Genomic DNA, 16,459 nt, shown 5'->3' on the forward strand with positions numbered 1-16,459 from the left:
TGGAGAGTCCTTCTCGACGTCTGCCTGCACCAGCGCATGGTGATCAATTGTCCAGAACTAGCGCAGGACTCGGGGGTAGGGCAGATCCGTGCTGATGTGCTCGGTGACTGCGAGGGGGCTGCCGATCTGAGGGAAGGCGCGCTGCGGGCAGGAGGGGCGCTCGCAGACCTTGCAGCCCGCGCCGATCGGCACCGCTGCGGCCGGACTGTCGAGGTGTAGGCCGTTCGAATACACCAGCCGGTCGGCGTATTCGATATCGCAACCCAGGCCGATCGCGAAATCCTTTGTCGCCGTGCTGAATCCGTGGGGGCCCGCGAGCGCGGTGCGGGCGATCCAGAGGTAGCGGCGACCGTCGGGCATCGCCGCCATCTGGGTCAGGATCCGACCCGGATTGGCGAAGGCCTCGTGCACCACCCACAGCGGGCAGCTGCCGCCGACCCGGGAGAAATGGAATGCCGTGGCGGACTGGCGTTTCGAGATATTGCCCGCCCGGTCGGTGCGGACCAGGAAGAACGGAACGCCGCGCTGCCCCTGCCGCTGCAGGGTGCTCAACCGGTGGCAGATGGTCTCGAAGCCGACCTCGAAACGCAGACTGAGCAGATCGATGTCGTAGCGCAGTTCCTCGGCCGACCGCAGAAAGCGGCCGTAAGGCAGCACCAACGCGCCCGCGAAGTAATTCGCCAACCCGATCCGCGCCAATGTCCTGGATTCGCCGGTGAGCGACGGCGTTTCGGCGAGTACGGCATCGAGTTCCTTGCCGTACAGCAGAAAACCGAGGGTAGTGGCGATTTGAAATGCGCGCTGCCCGGGACGCAGCCGCCGCGCCAGCGTCAGCGTGCGGCTGTCCGGATCGTACTGCCGTTTCGGGATGGACGGATCCGCGCCGTCACCGCGGACCAGCACGGTGACCCCGGCGCGCTCCTCGGCCACCCTGGCGAGTTGTCGATCGAGGGATCCGATGCTCAGACCGCACTCCTCGAAGAGCTGTTCGGCCGCATGATCGAGCGGCGCGATGTGATTGTGATGGTCGTAGAAGAAGTCCCGCACGTCCTCATACGGCATGGGCACGCCGGGTGCGCCCGTGGGCGCGGCCACCCTTGCGGAGAGCAGATCGAGTTGATCTGTCGCGGCGCGTAATCGCCGATGCATCGCGACGACGATTCGGGAGACCTCCGGTAGTCGCGTCGCCAGTTCCTCCACCTCGGTCAGTGGCGCACTGTCACCGCCCGCCGCGTCGACGAGGACCTCGTGCAGATCCGAGACCAGCCGGGCATCGGAGTCGGCCGCGAAGAATTGCACGTCGAGGTCGAAGGTGGAGTTGAGCTTCAGCAGCACCGGAATGGTGAGCGGTCGCTGGTCGCGCTCGAGCTGGTTCAGGTAGCTGGGCGATAGATCCAGGGATTTCGCCAGTGCCGCCTGGGTCATCCGCCGTTCCTCGCGCAACCGTCTTAGTCGGGCGCCCGCGTACATCTTGCGCACCGCAAGATGGTAGCCCTCGGAATTCGCAATCATCGCAAAATGGAGGATTCTCGCCCGCAGAAATCTGCTGTTGCAAGGGATTTTGCCGAAGATCAATCCTGCGTAGCGTGCGAAGTAGGGCCACTGGCCCGTCTGGAACCGGAGGATGGATGAAAACCCATATCGTACGCGCCCGCTCCGCCGCCGCGGACTTTCCGCGCACAGAACATTTGGCTACCAGAATTGCCGAGGTCGCCGCCGATCCGGTCGAGGTGACCGCGGAGGTCAGCGCGATGATCGTGAACCGGATCATCGACAATGCCGCCGTCGCGGCGGCCGCGCTGCTGCGCCGCCCTGTGACGAATGCGCGGGCGCAGGCACTCGCACAGCCGGATGCGCGGTCGGGCGCCACGGTTTTCGGCTTGTTGACGCAGCGCCGGGTGTCGCCGGAGTGGGCCGCGTGGGCGAATGGAGTCGCGGTGCGCGAACTCGACTTTCACGACACCTTCCTCGCCGCCGAGTACTCCCATCCGGGCGACAATATTCCGCCGATCCTCGCCGTCGCCCAGCACACCGGTCGTGGTGGCGCCGCGTTGATCCGTGGCCTGGCCACCGGTTACGAGATCCAGATCGACCTGGTGCGCGGAATCTGCCTGCACGAATACAAGATCGATCACGTCGCGCATCTCGGTCCATCGGCCGCTGCGGGCATCGGGACGCTACTGGGCCTGGATACCGAGACGATCTATCAGGCGATCGGGCAGGCGCTGCACACCACCACCGCCACCCGGCAGTCCCGCAAGGGCGAGATCTCCAGTTGGAAGGCATATGCCCCGGCATTCGCCGGGAAGATGGCGGTGGAGGCGGTCGACCGAGCGATGCGCGGCGAGGGCGCGCCCGCACCGATCTGGGAGGGGGCCGACGGCGTTATCGCCTGGTTGCTCGGTGGTCCGGAAGCCGAATATCAGGTGCCGCTGCCGAGCCCGGGCGAGGCGAAGCGGGCCATTCTGGACAGCTACACAAAAGAGCATTCGGCCGAGTACCAGAGCCAAGCGCCCATCGATCTCGCGCGCCGAATGCGGGCGCGCATCGGCGACCTCGATCAGATTGCCACCATCGTGCTGCATACCAGCCACCACACGCATGTGGTCATCGGCACGGGCTCCGGTGATCCGCAGAAGTTCGATCCGCACGCCAGCCGCGAGACGCTCGACCATTCCGTTCCTTTTATATTCGCGGTCGCGCTACAGGACGGCGGTTGGCATCACGAGCGGTCCTACGCACCCGAGCGTGCACGTCGGGCGGATACCGTCGCGCTGTGGCGCAAGATCTCGACGGTCGAGGATCCGGAATGGACGCGCCGCTATCACGCCACCGATCCCAACCAAAAGGCCTTCGGGGCACGGGCGGTCGTGACGCTGAAGAGTGGCGAGACGATTGTCGATGAGCTCGCGGTGGCGGATGCGCATCCGCTGGGTGCGCGGCCGTTCACGCGCGAGCAGTACATCGCGAAGTTCCGCACGCTGGCCGAGGGTGTGATCGAACCCGCGGAGCAGGACCGTTTCCTGGACGCGGTGCAGCGCACACCGGAGTTGGCCCCCGGGGAACTCGATCAGCTGACGTTCACGGTATCGCCCGAGGTTATGGGGCGGGCACCGCGGGTGCGCGAGGGGATCTTCTGATGTCGGCGCTACTCTTCCCCCCAGACCAGCGCCTGCGCGGCGATCACATCGGTGCCGTTGAACGTGACGGCGGGCGATCCGTGCAGCCGGTAGCCCTGATCGAGCAGGCCGCTGATCCGTTCGCAGAAGGTGGCGTCGTCGACGCCGGTGATCAGCCGATAGCGCAGGGGACGGTCTTCAGTCATGGGCTCAGCCTAGGGCGGTGGTCGCAATGACCGGACTGCTCGCCGCCGCCACGAGCGCTGCCGATAAACGTGTGGCACTGCGCGCCGGGTTGGTCTCCGGACAAATCCAGCGCTGGCCGGGAGCCTTCAACCCGTTGGTGGCCAAGCTGATTCAGGAGCTCGGCTTCGAGGGCGTCTATGTCTCCGGCGCGGTGGTATCGGCCGAACTCGCACTACCGGATATCGGCCTGACCACGCTCACCGAGGTGACCGCGCGGGGACAGCAGATCGCGCGGGTGACCGATCTGCCGGTGTTGATCGATGCCGATACCGGCTTCGGCGAGCCGATGAATGCGGCGCGCACGGTGACCCTGCTGGAAGATGCCGGGCTCGCGGGCTGCCATATCGAGGACCAGGTGAATCCCAAGCGCTGTGGGCATCTCGACGGCAAAGCCGTGGTTCCGGTCGCTGAGATGGTCCGTCGGTTGCGTGCCGCGGTCTCGGCCCGCCGGGATCCGAACTTCGTCGTCTGCGCGCGCACCGATGCGCGCGGGACCGAGGGGCTGGCTGCGGCAATCGATCGAGCCAAGGCGTATGCCGACGCGGGGGCCGACCTCGTCTTCACCGAGGCGCTCGCTGATGCCGCCGAATTCGCGAAGTTCCGTGCGGCGGTGGATATTCCACTGCTCGCGAATATGACCGAGTTCGGCAAGTCGGAATTGCTATCAGCTCCAACTCTGGCGGATCTCGGCTACAACGCCGTCATCTACCCGGTGACCACGCTGCGCTTGGCGATGTTCGCCGTCGAGCGCGGTCTGCGTGAAATCGCCTCCACCGGAACGCAGTCCGGACTGGTCGCAGAGATGCAACCCCGGGCGCGACTCTACGAATTGCTCGACTACCAGCAGTACAACGACTTCGATTCCGGAATATTCAATTTCACCGTGAGCCAGCGTAGCGAGCGAACCATGAGCACAGCGCGCTTCGCGCACGACGGAGCCGAGCGCCGGCGAGGCGGAGGAGTGAGCGAGTAACGATGACTGAAATCAAGAAGGGCCTGGCTGGCGTGGTGGTTGATACGACCAGCATCTCCAAGGTTGTGCCCGAGACGAATTCGCTGACCTATCGCGGTTATGCCGTGCAGGATCTGGCCCGGCACTGCGGTTTCGAGGAGGTCGCCTACCTGCTGTGGTACGGCGAACTGCCCGACGCCGTCCAGCTCGAACTGTTGTGTCAACGCGAACGCGCCCAGCGGCGCATCGATCGTTCGGTCCTGTCGCTCATCGAGAAGATGCCGCAGAACTGTCATCCGATGGATGTGGTCCGGACCGTGGTCAGCTACCTCGGCGCGGAGGATACCGAACTCGATGCCACACAAGGTGATCGAGCATTGCTCGCGAAGGCGCTCCGGCTGACCGCGGTGCTGCCCACGGTCGTCGCCGCTGCTATGCGCCGCCGTCGTGGACTGGATCCTATTGCGCCGCATTCACATCTGGGCTTTGCCGAGAACTTTCTGAACATGTGCTTCGGCAAGGTGCCGGATCCGCGCATTGTGCGCGCCTTCGAGATTTCGCTGGTTCTCTACGCGGAGCACAGTTTCAACGCATCTACCTTCGCCGCGCGCGTGGTCACCTCGACCCGGTCGGATATGTACAGCGCGATCACCGCCGCGATCGGTGCGCTCAAGGGTCCGCTGCACGGCGGTGCCAATGAGGCCGTCATGCGCGCGATGCTGGAGATCGGTGAGCCCGAACTGGCCGCGGCGTGGTTGCGCGCCAAGCTGTCCAGTAAACAGAAGGTCATGGGGTTCGGGCATCGCGTGTACAAGCACGGCGACTCGCGGGTGCCGACGATGCGCGAGGCTCTGGACCAAGTCGCGCAGGTGACCGGTGGCCAGCGCTGGTTGGGCATGTACACCGCATTGGAGCAGGCCATGGCCCAAGCCACCGGCATCAAACCCAACCTCGACTTCCCGGCCGGACCCGCCTACTACCTGATGGGCTTCGACATCGAGATGTTCACGCCGATCTTCGTGCTGAGTCGCATCACCGGCTGGACCGCTCACATCATCGAGCAGTCCGCCGCCAACGCGCTGATCCGCCCGCTGTCCGAATACGTCGGGGTGCCGCAGCGCGAACTGCTGATCACGGGCTGATCCTGGCGCAACCAAGCAATTGTTTGGTGTAATCGGGGCGATCGAATCGACCGATGTGCCGATCGTATCGGCGCAAGGAAGCGAGCGAACCGAATGTCGAGCCCCGACGAAATCGTCACCGCCATGTGCCGCAGCTGGGCCGATCCCGACCCGGACCGGATCAGCGCCTTCTTCGCCGAAGACGCCGTCTACCACAACATTCCGATGCAACCCATCAACGGTCGCGCTGCCATCCGCGATTTCATCGCCGGTTTCCTCAGCACCTTCGAATCCATCGAATTCGACGTGCACCACCAGGTCGCCGCCGGGAATATTGTCATGAACGAGCGCACCGATATCCTGCGCGGCCTGGGCAAAGACACGCCGCTGCCGGTAGTGGGCGTCTTCGAGGTCGCCGACGGCGCCATCACCGCCTGGCGCGACTACTTCGATATGGCCGCCATCAATCGCGCATTCGGAACCGAGCCCGCGGCCGAATAGTCGCGGGAATCGGCGGAACCGAATCGGTCGGCCATGCGTCGAATAGGACATCGGGGGTGATATCTGATGGCGACGTATGAGGAGGGGTTACGCATGGATCGTTGCTCGGAATGTCATACGGCCTGGCGGCGGGCACTGAGCGCGCGGTCGCGCCTGCGGCCGATGGTCCGCAACGGCGAGAGTTGTGAGAGGTACACGCCGCGCCGTCGGCTACGGCCTTTTCCTGGGGCCGAATCTCATTGATATGCAGCCCGATAGCACGGTGACCAAACCGCGCTATCGGGCTGCCCGGACTTCGAGGGGCAATGTGGTCGATTGTCAGGTCGGGTGTTCGCGTCGGACGGTGCGGCCGCCGTCGCTCTCGGCGTAGAAACTGTTGGGAATGGTCCGCCAGAGGGCGCGAACCCGGGCGGATGCGCTCGCCCCCGCCTCGAGAGGACGAGCGCACCATCCGCTTAGCGCACCGCTGCCGCAGCAGCGACCAGATTGCGCAGTGACGCCTCGACCTCGACTGGTCCACGTGTCTTCAATCCGCAGTCCGGATTGACCCAAAGCCGTTCGGCGGGAACGGCCTTCAGCGCGGCGCGCAGGGACGCGGTGATCTCCTGCACACGCGGCACCCGCGGTGAGTGGATGTCGTACACGCCCGGCCCGACGCCGAGATCGAAGCCCGCCGCATTCAGATCGTCGAGCACCTCCATATGCGAGCGCGCCGCCTCGATCGAGGTCACATCGGCATCCAATCCGGCGATCGCATCGATGACCTCACCGAATTCCGAATAGCAGAGATGGGTGTGGATCTGCGTGGCATCCGAAACTCCGGAGGTCGCCAACCGGAAAGCGCCGACCGACCACCGCAGGTACTCGCCCTGATCGGCCGCGCGCAGCGGCAGCAGTTCCCGCAGCGCGGGCTCGTCGACCTGAATGATCCGAATGCCGGCGGCCTGCAGATCGATCGTCTCGTCCCGGATCGCCAGCGCCACTTGACGTGCCGAATCCGCCAACGGTTGGTCATCGCGGACGAACGACCAGGCCAGAATGGTCACCGGGCCGGTCAGCATGCCCTTGACCGGCTTATCGGTCAACGATTGCGCGTAGCCGATCCAATCCACGGTCATCGGCGCGGGCCGCGCCACATCGCCGAACAGAATCGGCGGACGCACGCAACGCGTGCCGTAGGACTGCACCCAGCCCGCATCGGTGGCGGCGAATCCGTCGAGCTGCTCGGCGAAGTACTGCACCATGTCATTGCGCTCCGGCTCGCCGTGCACAAGTACATCCAGGCCCAGCTGTTCTTGCAACGCAATGACATCCGCGATCTCGGACCGCATCCGCCGCACGTATTCGGACCTGTCGATCTCACCCTTGCGCAGTGCCGCACGCGCCAGCCGGATCGCCGAGGTCTGCGGATACGAGCCGATCGTCGTGGTCGGCAGCGATGGCAGCCGCAGCCGCTCGGCTTGCAATGCCCGTCGCTGTTGCGCGGGTGCCCGCCGAGTCGCATCCGCACCGAGCGTGGCCAGCCGCGCCCGCACCTGCGAATTGTCCAACCGAGGATCGGTGCGCCTGGTGGCGAGGGCGGCGCGGACCGTGGCCAATTCGTCGCCGATGGCCTCGGGTCCCGCGCTCAGACCGGTCGCGAGCGACCGCACCTCGGCGACCTTCTCCGCACCGAACGCCAACCACGAACGCAGCCGCTCGTCGAGGCCGGTTTCGCTCGCCAAGGTGTAGGGCACGTGCAGTAACGAGCAGGAACTCGACACCGCAACGGATTTCGCGCACCCCAGCAGCGTGCCGAGCGTCGCCAAAGCCTTTTCCAGATCGGTCCGCCAGACATTCCTACCGTCGACCACACCCGCCACCAGCAGCTTGTTCGCCAGCGCCGGCACACCGGACAGATCGGCGTCGACCGTGAAATCCAGTGCGATACCTTCGATTTCGGTCTCGGCCAAGCCGCTCAACGCCGCACCCGGCCTGCCGAAGTAGGTGGCAACCAGCAGCGCGGGGCGATCCGTCGTGGCCGATAGGTCAGCGTAGGTCCGCCGCACGAGTTCGACCTCGTCAGCGGTCAGATCGGTGACCAAGATCGGCTCGTCGAGTTGTACCCACTCCGCGCCCGCCACGGCCAGCAGCCGCAACAGCTCCCGATAGAGCGGCACCAACTCGTCGAGGCGATCCAGCGCCGCACCGTCGGTCGCCTTCGCCAGCTTCAGGAAGGTGATGGGTCCGACCACCACAGGCCGCGCGGGCACCCCGAGCGCGAGCGCCTCCCGCAACTCGTCCAACGCCTTCGATGGATCCAGCGAGAACGTCGTCTCCGGACCGATTTCCGGCACCAGGTAGTGGTAATTGGTATCGAACCATTTGGTCATCTCCAGGGGTTCGACCGTGTCGGTGCCACGTGCCGCCGCGAAATAGCGATCCAGCGGATCGGCTATTCCGGCGACTCTGGGCGGCAGCGCGCCGAGCAGCACTGCGGTATCGAGCACCTGGTCGTAGTAGGAGAAGGTGCCGACGGGGATGGAATCCATTCCGGCGCTTCGTAATTCGGTCAGCTGATCGCGCCGCAGGTCGCGGGCGATCGCGTGCAGTTGCTCCGCGTCGATGCGTCCGGCCCAGTAGGACTCGGTGGCGCGTTTGAGCTCACGGTGCGGCCCCACCCGCGGGAGACCGAGAACCGTCGCGGTGAACGGGTTATGCGTAACAGTCACGAATTTCTCCAGTGCTGAGATCGAAGACCATCGCCCTACGAGCTAGCGGAGACCGAGTGAACGTGCCGGCGCACCGACGGAGCCCGACAATCGCACAGAGGTCCGCGCGCCCAATCCACGAGGCGGTGGCCGCCGGATACGGCGTATCCGACACGGCTGGCAGGTCTTCGGACTTGCGGGCACGGGCCTTCTGGCCGACCCCGTACGGGGCTCACCTACTGGCCGTCGCTTCCCGGGCTGACCATTTCGAGCGACCTGCAAGCAGTCGCTACGGCCCATTTCGAGCGACCTGCAAGCAGTCGCTACGGCTACCCAGTGCTGATGACGGCGGTCGTTCCTGCATACCGCTGCGGGACAGTCCCGGATTCTCACCGGGTTCCCTCTCGTCCGCGCACCGGTTACACCGATCCGCGAACTCGACTCCGTGACGCGACGTCGGGGCTCCATCTCGTCTACGCACGGCGAACCAGCTGCGTCAACCAGCATAGTCGGCCGCACACTCGGTTTTCACCGCGCTCGATGTCGCGTGCGTTTGCGAAGGTGTCGCCAGTCATGTTCCGGTCGACGGTGTCACCCGTCCGCACTGGTGACCGCGAGGGACGGTGAGATGTGACGGGCAGATGAACAAAACTTCGCAACTCTGCTAAGAACGATTGTGAAGATTCCGCGAAGTGGACTTCCCTGTCAGGCCACGATTCCGGGCCGGGTACCTTAGTTCAATGTTCTCGAAAGTCTTGGTTGCCAACCGTGGCGAGATCGCCATCCGCGCCTTCCGCGCGGCCTACGAACTCGGCATCGGGACGGTCGCGGTCTTCCCGTACGAGGACCGCAACTCGGTCCACCGGTTGAAGGCCGCGGAGTCCTACCAGATCGGCGAAGAGGGGCATCCGGTCCGGGCGTACCTGTCGATAGCGGCGATCATCGAGGCGGCCAAGTCCGCGGGTGCCGACGCCATTTACCCCGGTTACGGCTTCCTGTCCGAGAACCCGGACCTCGCGGCGGCCTGTGCGCGCGAGGGCATCACCTTCATCGGTCCGTCGGCCGAGGTGCTCGAACTGGCTGGTAACAAGGCCCGCGCGATCGAGGCGGCGCGGGCGGCGGGTCTGCCGGTGCTGAAGTCCAGCGCGCCATCGGCCGATGTGAACGAACTGCTCGCCGCATCCGAGCAACTGGACTACCCGATCTTCGTGAAGGCCGTCGCGGGCGGCGGTGGGCGCGGCATGCGCCGGGTCGCCGATCCCGCACAGCTGCGCGAATCGATCGAGGCCGCGTCCCGCGAGGCAGAGTCGGCCTTCGGTGACCCGACCGTGTTCCTGGAACAGGCCGTTGTCAATCCGCGCCACATCGAGGTGCAGATCCTGGCCGACCAGCACGGCAATGTCATGCACCTGTTCGAGCGCGACTGTTCGGTGCAGCGCCGCCACCAGAAGGTGATCGAGCTCGCGCCCGCCCCGAACCTGGATCCCGCACTGCGGATGCGCATCTGCGACGACGCGGTGGCCTTCGCTCGCCAGATCGGTTACAGCTGCGCGGGCACCGTCGAATTCCTGCTCGACGAGCGCGGCAACCACGTCTTCATCGAGATGAACCCGCGCATCCAGGTCGAGCACACGGTGACCGAGGAGATCACCGATGTCGATCTGGTGCAGTCCCAGCTGCGCATCGCGGCGGGGGATAGCCTCGAACAGCTCGGTCTGAGCCAGGACAAGGTCGCCATTCGCGGTGCGGCCCTGCAGTGCCGGATCACCACCGAGGATCCGGCCAACGGCTTCCGCCCCGACACCGGCCGCATCACCGCCTACCGCACCCCCGGCGGCGCGGGCATCCGCCTCGACGGAGGCGCGAACCTGGGCGCCGAGATCGGCGCCTACTTCGACTCGATGCTGGTCAAGCTCACCTGCCGCGGCCGCGATCTGCATGCCGCAGTGGCCAGGGCCAGCCGCGCACTCGCGGAATTCCGCATCCGTGGCGTCACCACCAATATCCCGTTCCTGCTCGCGGTGCTCGATGATCCGGACTTCAAGGCCGGCCGGGTCACCACCTCGTTCATCGATGAGCGCCCGCAGCTGCTGACCCTGCGCGGTTCGGCCGACCGCGGCACCAAGATCCTGAACTACCTGGCCGATATCACCGTCAACAAGCCGCACGGCGAGCGTCCGACCACGGTGTATCCGCACGATAAGCTGCCCGCCATCGATCTGAGCGTGCCGCCGCCGGACGGTTCCCGTCAGCGGCTGCTGCGCCTGGGTCCCGAGGGTTTCGCGCAGGCGCTGCGTGAGCAGAAGGCCGTCGGCGTCACCGACACCACCTTCCGCGACGCACATCAGTCGCTGCTGGCCACTCGGGTGCGTACCAATGGTCTGCTCGGTGTCGCAGGACATGTCGCGCGCCTGACCCCGGAACTGCTGTCGATCGAGGCATGGGGCGGCGCGACTTACGATGTGGCGCTGCGCTTCCTGTTCGAGGACCCGTGGGAGCGGCTGGCCGCGCTGCGCGAGGCGGTGCCGAATATCTGTCTGCAGATGTTGCTGCGTGGACGCAATACCGTCGGCTACACGCCGTACCCGGAGCAGGTGACGCGCGCGTTCGTGCAGGAGGCGACCGACACCGGTATCGACATCTTCCGCATCTTCGACGCACTCAACAATGTCGACCAGATGCGTCCGGCCATCGACGCGGTGCGCGAAACCGGCACGGCCATCGCGGAAGTCGCGATGAGCTACACCGGCGACCTGTCCAACCCGGACGAAAACCTCTACACCCTCGACTATTACCTCAAGCTCGCCGAGCAGATCGTCGACGCGGGCGCGCACGTGCTGGCCATCAAGGATATGGCGGGCCTGCTGCGCGCTCCGGCCGCCGCGACTCTGGTCTCCGCGCTGCGGAGCAACTTCGACCTGCCGGTGCACGTGCACACCCACGACACCCCCGGCGGTCAGCTGGCCACCTACCTCGCCGCCTGGCAGGCCGGTGCCGACGCGGTCGACGGCGCCAGTGCCGCCATGGCCGGAACCACCAGCCAGCCTGCGCTTTCCGCGATCGTCGCGGCCGCCGCGCACAGCGAATTCGACACCGGTCTCAGCCTGCAGAACGTCTGCGATCTGGAGCCGTACTGGGAGGCGCTGCGAAAGGTGTACGCGCCCTTCGAATCCGGGCTGCCCGCGCCGACCGGCCGGGTCTACACCCACGAAATCCCGGGCGGTCAGCTGTCGAATCTGCGTCAGCAGGCCATCGCACTCGGCCTCGGTGACCGTTTCGAAGAGGTCGAGGCGAAATACGCCGCGGCGGACCGGCTGCTGGGCCGGCTGGTCAAGGTCACCCCGTCCTCGAAGGTGGTCGGCGATCTCGCGCTCGCACTGGTCGGCACCGGCGTCGATATCGAAAGCTTCGCCGCCGACCCGGGCCGCTACGACATCCCGGATTCGGTAATCGGTTTCCTGCGTGGCGAACTCGGCAATCCGGCGGGTGGCTGGCCCGAACCGTTCCGCAGCCGCGCGCTGGCCGGCCGCGGACCGGCCAAGCCGGAGACCCCGCTGACCCCCGCCGACGAGGCCGGACTCGCCGGGTCCTCCGAACTGCGCCGGGCCACACTCAACCGCCTGCTCTTCCCCGGTCCCACCGCGGAATTCCTCGCGCACCGGGAAAAGTACGGCGACACCATGGGCCTGTCGGCCAACCAGTTCTTCTACGGACTGCGCCGCGGCGACGAACACCGGGTGCAACTGGAGAAGGGCGTCACCCTGCTCATCGGACTGGAGGCCATCTCCGAACCCGACGAGCGCGGTATGCGCACGGTCATGTGCATCATGAACGGCCAACTGCGCCCGGTCGCCGTGCGCGACCGCTCCATCGCCAGCGATATCCCCGCCGCCGAGAAGGCCGATAAGAGCAACGCGGGCCATATCGCCGCCCCGTTCGCCGGTGTGGTGACACTGGCTGTGTCCGAAGGCGATTCGATCGCGGCCGGCGATATCGTCGGCACCATCGAGGCGATGAAGATGGAGGCCGCGATCACCGCACCGCGCGCGGGCATCGTCGGCCGGGTCGCGATCGGCAAGGTGCAGCAGGTCGAAGGCGGTGACCTGCTGGTCGAGCTCACGGTGCGCGAGTCCGCGGCCGAATGACCCGGATCGTCGCGGGTACCGCGGGCGGGCGGCGGCTGCGCGTCCCGCCCGCGGGTACCCGGCCCACCTCCGATCGGGTGCGCGAGGCACTGTTCAGCGCCCTCGATGCCCGCATCGATTTCGACGGCGTCCGCGTACTCGACCTCTACGCCGGATCCGGCGCACTGGGCCTGGAAGCACTTTCCCGCGGCGCCACCCACGCCATGCTCATCGAATCCGACCGCAAGGCCGCGACCATCGTGCGCGGCAATATCGCCGACCTCGGCCTGCCGGGCGCCGAACTCCGCATCGGCTCCGTCGCCACTGTCCTGGCGGGCGGCGGCGCGGGCAAGTACGACGTGGTCTTCTCCGACCCGCCCTACGACGTCGACACCGCGACGGTCACCGCCGACCTGCGCGCCCTCGCCGAACACGACTGGCTGGCACCGGAGGCCCTCGTCGTGGTGGAGCGTTCTATCCGCTCACCCGAGATCGTCTGGCCCGCAGGCTATGTCCCCGCCAAGGCGCGCAAATACGGTGAAACCCGCATCGAACTAGCCGAATTCGCCCCGGAGTAACTCCGTCGTCGCGGCATTCGAGGTGCGGATCCGGCCTCCTGATACCGTCTGTTCATGGCAGGAGCGTTGTGCCCGGGCTCTTTCGACCCGGTGACCAATGGACATATCGACGTCTTCGCGCGGGCCGCGGCTCAGTTCGACGAGGTCGTGGTGACCGTCATGGTCAATCCCAAGAAGCAGGGCATGTTCAGCGTCGAGGAGCGCATGCAGATGCTGCGCGAGGCCACCGCACACCTGCCCAATGTGCGGGTGGAGTCCTGGCAGGGGCTGACGGTGGATTTCGCCAAGCAGGAGGGGATCAGCGCGATCGTCAAGGGTCTGCGCGATGCCACCGATTTCGGCTACGAACTGCAGATGGCGCAGATGAACAAGAAGCTCAGCGGCGTCGACACCTTCTTCATCGCCACCAACCCGACTTTCAGCTTCCTGTCCAGCTCGCTGGTCAAGGAGGTCGCGACCTACGGCGGCGATGTCACCGACATGCTCCCGCCCGCCGTCCACAAGCGCCTGCTGGATCGCCTCGCCGAACGCAAAGGCTGAACGCCCCCAACGAAATCCGCCCCGGTTCCGAAGAAGCCGGGGCGGATTTGTATGGGCTGTTGATCAGAAGACCAAGCCACGCAGGGCGAGGAAGCGCATACCACCGACCGCGGCGGTGATGACCAGGACGGCCGCGGCCTGGAACGTACCGCCCATGCCGGGTGCCCACAGCTCGAGCGCGGCCAGTGCGGCGGTGGTGATCCCGAGTCCGACCAGCGCGAGCCCGCCGCCCTCCCACTGCGCGGTGAACCAGCCGACCCGGCCTGCGGCATGGAAGGTGAGTTGACGGTGCATTTCATTGGCGATCACGGTGCTCACGACCGAGCCCGCGATATTGGCGACCAGGGGACCGACGCCGTGCATCGCGAAGAACAGCAGCACGTAGGCGATATTGCTGGAACCGCCGACCAGGGCGAAGCGGATCAGCTGAGCCAGCGCGCGGTCGCCGCGCAGATAGTGCATCAACTGGCCGAACCGAGCGGTAGTCCCCGGCCGCAGCACGGGGTAGGGCCCCGCCCACGGCGTGTACAGGCTGCTTGTCGGCAGAACCGTCGTCCGCGGTAGTTCCAGTACGGTCATTGTCTTTCCGATCCCACACGAGCCTTCGGTACGGACAACCGCGATGGTCATCGCAATCCGCCCGGTCGGCCTCCTCTAACCCCACAGTCCCGGTCAGGGCCTGCGATCCACTTAAGAAGATCTTGTTGCGACCTTCCCGATAAATGTAACACCAAGTGGAGGCAGATCCTCCACTTGTTTTTGTGGCGTACGAGACACCTACACGACACACCGGTGGGGGACTCGGCACGAGCCGTGACGAGGGGCACACTGGGCCACGGCGGAAAGTTTCGCCGTAGGTCTGCACGAGAGTGGGGTAGGAGCATGTATCGCGTATTCGAAGCTCTCGACGAGCTGGTCGCCATTGTCGAAGAAGCGCGCGGCATCCCGCCGACCCGCAGCTGCATCGTGCCGCGCGGTGATGTGCTCGAACTGCTCGACGACGTGCGCGATGCATTGCCCGGCGAACTCGACGACGCCCAGGATGTGCTCGATCATCGCGACAAGATCGTCGCCGACGCCCGTACCACCGCCGAGACGACCGTGACCACCGCCAACGACCAGGCGCACCAGACCATCGGATCGGCCCGCGAGGAGGCCGACCGGATTCTCGCCGACGCCAAGGCGCACGCCGACCGCATGGTCGCCGAGGCCGGCGCCCACGCCGACCACCTGGTGAATACCGCTCAGGCCGAGGCCGACCGCATCGTCGCCGACTGCAATGCCGAATTCGAGGCAGTCACCGGTCGGGCCCGCATCGAATCCGAGCGGATGATCGAGGCGGGCAAGGCCTCCTATGACCGCTCGGTCGCCGAGGGCGAAGCCGAACGCGACCGCCTGGTCACGCAGACCGAAGTGGTGCGTGCCGCACATGCCGAATCGGCCCGGTTGATCGACGGCGCGAACGAAGAGGCCGATCGGATGCGCGACGAATGCGACCATTACGTCGACAGCAGGCTCGCCGACTTCGAGGAGACCCTCAACTCCACCCTGCGGACCGTGCGCGGCGGACGTCACCAACTGCGCTCGGGTGCGGGCGCGCCGGATTACGCGGCCGACTATCGCCGCTGACAATTTGGGCGCTCGCCGTGCCCTCGCGTATTGTGGAGTGGTTGCCCATTTCCCCTCGAATGTGAAGTGAGTTCGTGATGTCCGCCGGTTCCGGTCCCACTTCGCGTCCTCGTACGGCCTCACGCCGCACGCCGGACGCGGGTTTCGTGCTGGATGTCATCAGCCTCGGCCGTCGTCCGGGCACGATGAAAGAGCTGCATCGCGTGGTTACCGCCGACGAGCGGATCGGGCTGGATCTGATCGCCATTCCGGTAGGCGCCGAGGTGGACCTGGATCTGCAGTTGCAGGCGGTGTCCGAGGGCGTCCTCGTCACCGGGACGGTCGCCGCATCTACGGCGGGGGAGTGCTCGCGCTGTCTCGAGCCGTTCACCGGCACCGTGGAGATTCGGCTCACGGAACTGTTCGCCTACCCGGACAGCGCCACCGAGCAGACCACCGAGGACGATGAGATCTACCGCATCGTGGACGACACGATCGACCTGGAACCGGTGATCACCGACCAGATCGGCCTCGAACTCCCGCTGCAGCCGCTGTGCACTCCGGACTGCGCGGGCCTGTGCCCGGAATGCGGTGTCCGGATGGCGATTGCGGGTTCCGGCCATGGGCATGAGATACTTGACCCTCGCTGGGCCGGGTTGGCGAAGTTCGCCGCCGAGTCGCCCGGCAATGGCAGCCCCGATTCGGGTGCAACCAACACAGACCATTAAGACCGAGACAGTGCTGCCGTACCGGCAAGCAACAGGACAAGAGGAGAAGTAGTCGTGGCCGTTCCCAAGCGCCGGATGTCCCGTTCCAACACCAGGTCGCGGCGCAGCCAGTGGAAGGCCACCGCGCCGACCCTGATCACGTGCCCGAACCGCGCCTGCGGCGAGAAGACGCTGCCGCATATCGCGTGCCCCTCCTGCGGCACCTACAAGGGCCGCCAGGTCACCGCTGCTGTCTGATCGTTCGACCTGTCG

Annotated in this window: 14 protein-coding genes and 1 riboswitch; of the genes, 10 read left to right on the top strand and 4 right to left on the bottom strand. The window is 66.1% G+C overall.

The window, feature by feature from the left end; all coding sequences use genetic code 11:
* Positions 1-57 precede the first annotated feature (57 nt).
* The gene (locus ACQPYR_RS10955; protein ID WP_433635094.1) at positions 58-1,479 is read right to left on the bottom strand and encodes a short-chain fatty acyl-CoA regulator family protein; all 1,422 of its coding nucleotides are present in this window, start codon (positions 1,477-1,479) and stop codon (positions 58-60) included.
* Between the two features lie 149 nt (positions 1,480-1,628).
* Between ACQPYR_RS10955 and prpD the strand changes: the two genes are divergently transcribed.
* The gene (prpD, locus tag ACQPYR_RS10960; RefSeq protein ID WP_433630723.1) at positions 1,629-3,140 is read left to right on the top strand and encodes a 2-methylcitrate dehydratase PrpD; all 1,512 of its coding nucleotides are present in this window, start codon (positions 1,629-1,631) and stop codon (positions 3,138-3,140) included.
* Between the two features lie 8 nt (positions 3,141-3,148).
* On the opposite strand, the gene ACQPYR_RS10965 is transcribed toward prpD, so the two are convergent.
* Complete coding sequence (locus ACQPYR_RS10965) at positions 3,149-3,325, bottom strand: DUF1737 domain-containing protein (protein ID WP_433630726.1); 177 nt, start codon at positions 3,323-3,325, stop codon at positions 3,149-3,151.
* A gap of 26 nt (positions 3,326-3,351) precedes the next feature.
* Here ACQPYR_RS10965 and prpB point away from each other — a divergent pair, with 26 nt between their 5' ends.
* The 3 genes from prpB to ACQPYR_RS10980 all read left to right on the top strand — a co-directional run bounded on the left by prpB (position 3,352) and on the right by ACQPYR_RS10980 (position 5,939).
* The gene (prpB, locus tag ACQPYR_RS10970) at positions 3,352-4,338 is read left to right on the top strand and encodes a methylisocitrate lyase (protein ID WP_433635095.1); all 987 of its coding nucleotides are present in this window, start codon (positions 3,352-3,354) and stop codon (positions 4,336-4,338) included.
* A gap of 2 nt (positions 4,339-4,340) precedes the next feature.
* Positions 4,341-5,459 (top strand): bifunctional 2-methylcitrate synthase/citrate synthase, encoded by a 1,119-nt coding sequence (locus ACQPYR_RS10975; RefSeq protein WP_433630728.1) that lies wholly within the window; start codon positions 4,341-4,343, stop codon positions 5,457-5,459.
* A gap of 93 nt (positions 5,460-5,552) precedes the next feature.
* Positions 5,553-5,939 carry a nuclear transport factor 2 family protein gene (locus tag ACQPYR_RS10980; protein ID WP_433630731.1) on the top strand — a complete coding sequence of 129 codons (387 nt, stop codon included), beginning with the start codon at positions 5,553-5,555 and terminating at the stop codon, positions 5,937-5,939.
* A gap of 455 nt (positions 5,940-6,394) precedes the next feature.
* Here ACQPYR_RS10980 and metE read toward each other — a convergent pair whose 3' ends face one another.
* Positions 6,395-8,650 (bottom strand): 5-methyltetrahydropteroyltriglutamate--homocysteine S-methyltransferase, encoded by a 2,256-nt coding sequence (metE, locus tag ACQPYR_RS10985; RefSeq protein ID WP_433630734.1) that lies wholly within the window; start codon positions 8,648-8,650, stop codon positions 6,395-6,397.
* Positions 8,651-8,791: 141 nt separating this feature from the next.
* Positions 8,792-9,064: riboswitch (cobalamin riboswitch) on the bottom strand.
* A 305-nt stretch (positions 9,065-9,369) separates the two neighbouring features.
* Between metE and ACQPYR_RS10990 the strand changes: the two genes are divergently transcribed.
* Genes ACQPYR_RS10990 through coaD form a run of 3 tightly spaced genes read left to right on the top strand, consistent with a single transcriptional unit; the run spans position 9,370 to position 13,871 of the window.
* Positions 9,370-12,774 (top strand): pyruvate carboxylase, encoded by a 3,405-nt coding sequence (locus tag ACQPYR_RS10990; protein ID WP_433630736.1) that lies wholly within the window; start codon positions 9,370-9,372, stop codon positions 12,772-12,774.
* Positions 12,771-13,331, top strand: a complete 561-nt coding sequence (gene rsmD / locus ACQPYR_RS10995; RefSeq protein ID WP_433630743.1) for a 16S rRNA (guanine(966)-N(2))-methyltransferase RsmD — start codon at positions 12,771-12,773, stop codon at positions 13,329-13,331. Before ACQPYR_RS10990 ends, rsmD begins: the two co-directional genes overlap by 4 nt.
* Before the next feature lie 54 nt (positions 13,332-13,385).
* Positions 13,386-13,871 (top strand): pantetheine-phosphate adenylyltransferase, encoded by a 486-nt coding sequence (coaD, locus tag ACQPYR_RS11000; protein WP_433630746.1) that lies wholly within the window; start codon positions 13,386-13,388, stop codon positions 13,869-13,871.
* Positions 13,872-13,934: 63 nt separating this feature from the next.
* Here coaD and ACQPYR_RS11005 read toward each other — a convergent pair whose 3' ends face one another.
* Positions 13,935-14,450, bottom strand: a complete 516-nt coding sequence (locus ACQPYR_RS11005; RefSeq protein WP_433630749.1) for a GtrA family protein — start codon at positions 14,448-14,450, stop codon at positions 13,935-13,937.
* A gap of 303 nt (positions 14,451-14,753) precedes the next feature.
* Here ACQPYR_RS11005 and ACQPYR_RS11010 point away from each other — a divergent pair, with 303 nt between their 5' ends.
* From ACQPYR_RS11010 to rpmF, 3 genes are all read left to right on the top strand, one after another.
* Positions 14,754-15,500, top strand: coding sequence for a DivIVA domain-containing protein (locus ACQPYR_RS11010; RefSeq protein ID WP_433630751.1), 747 nt, complete (start codon positions 14,754-14,756; stop codon positions 15,498-15,500).
* Between the two features lie 77 nt (positions 15,501-15,577).
* A complete protein-coding gene (locus tag ACQPYR_RS11015; RefSeq protein WP_433630754.1) occupies positions 15,578-16,207 on the top strand; it encodes a YceD family protein in 630 nt (209 codons plus the stop codon).
* Positions 16,208-16,261: 54 nt separating this feature from the next.
* Positions 16,262-16,444: a 50S ribosomal protein L32 gene (gene rpmF, locus ACQPYR_RS11020; protein ID WP_014987105.1), complete on the top strand. Its 183-nt coding sequence runs from the start codon at positions 16,262-16,264 to the stop codon at positions 16,442-16,444.
* The last annotated feature ends 15 nt before the right edge of the window (positions 16,445-16,459 follow it).

This window comes from Nocardia sp. CA-120079 (genome assembly GCF_050955745.1).
In the GTDB taxonomy this organism is placed as follows: Bacteria; Actinomycetota; Actinomycetes; order Mycobacteriales; family Mycobacteriaceae; genus Nocardia.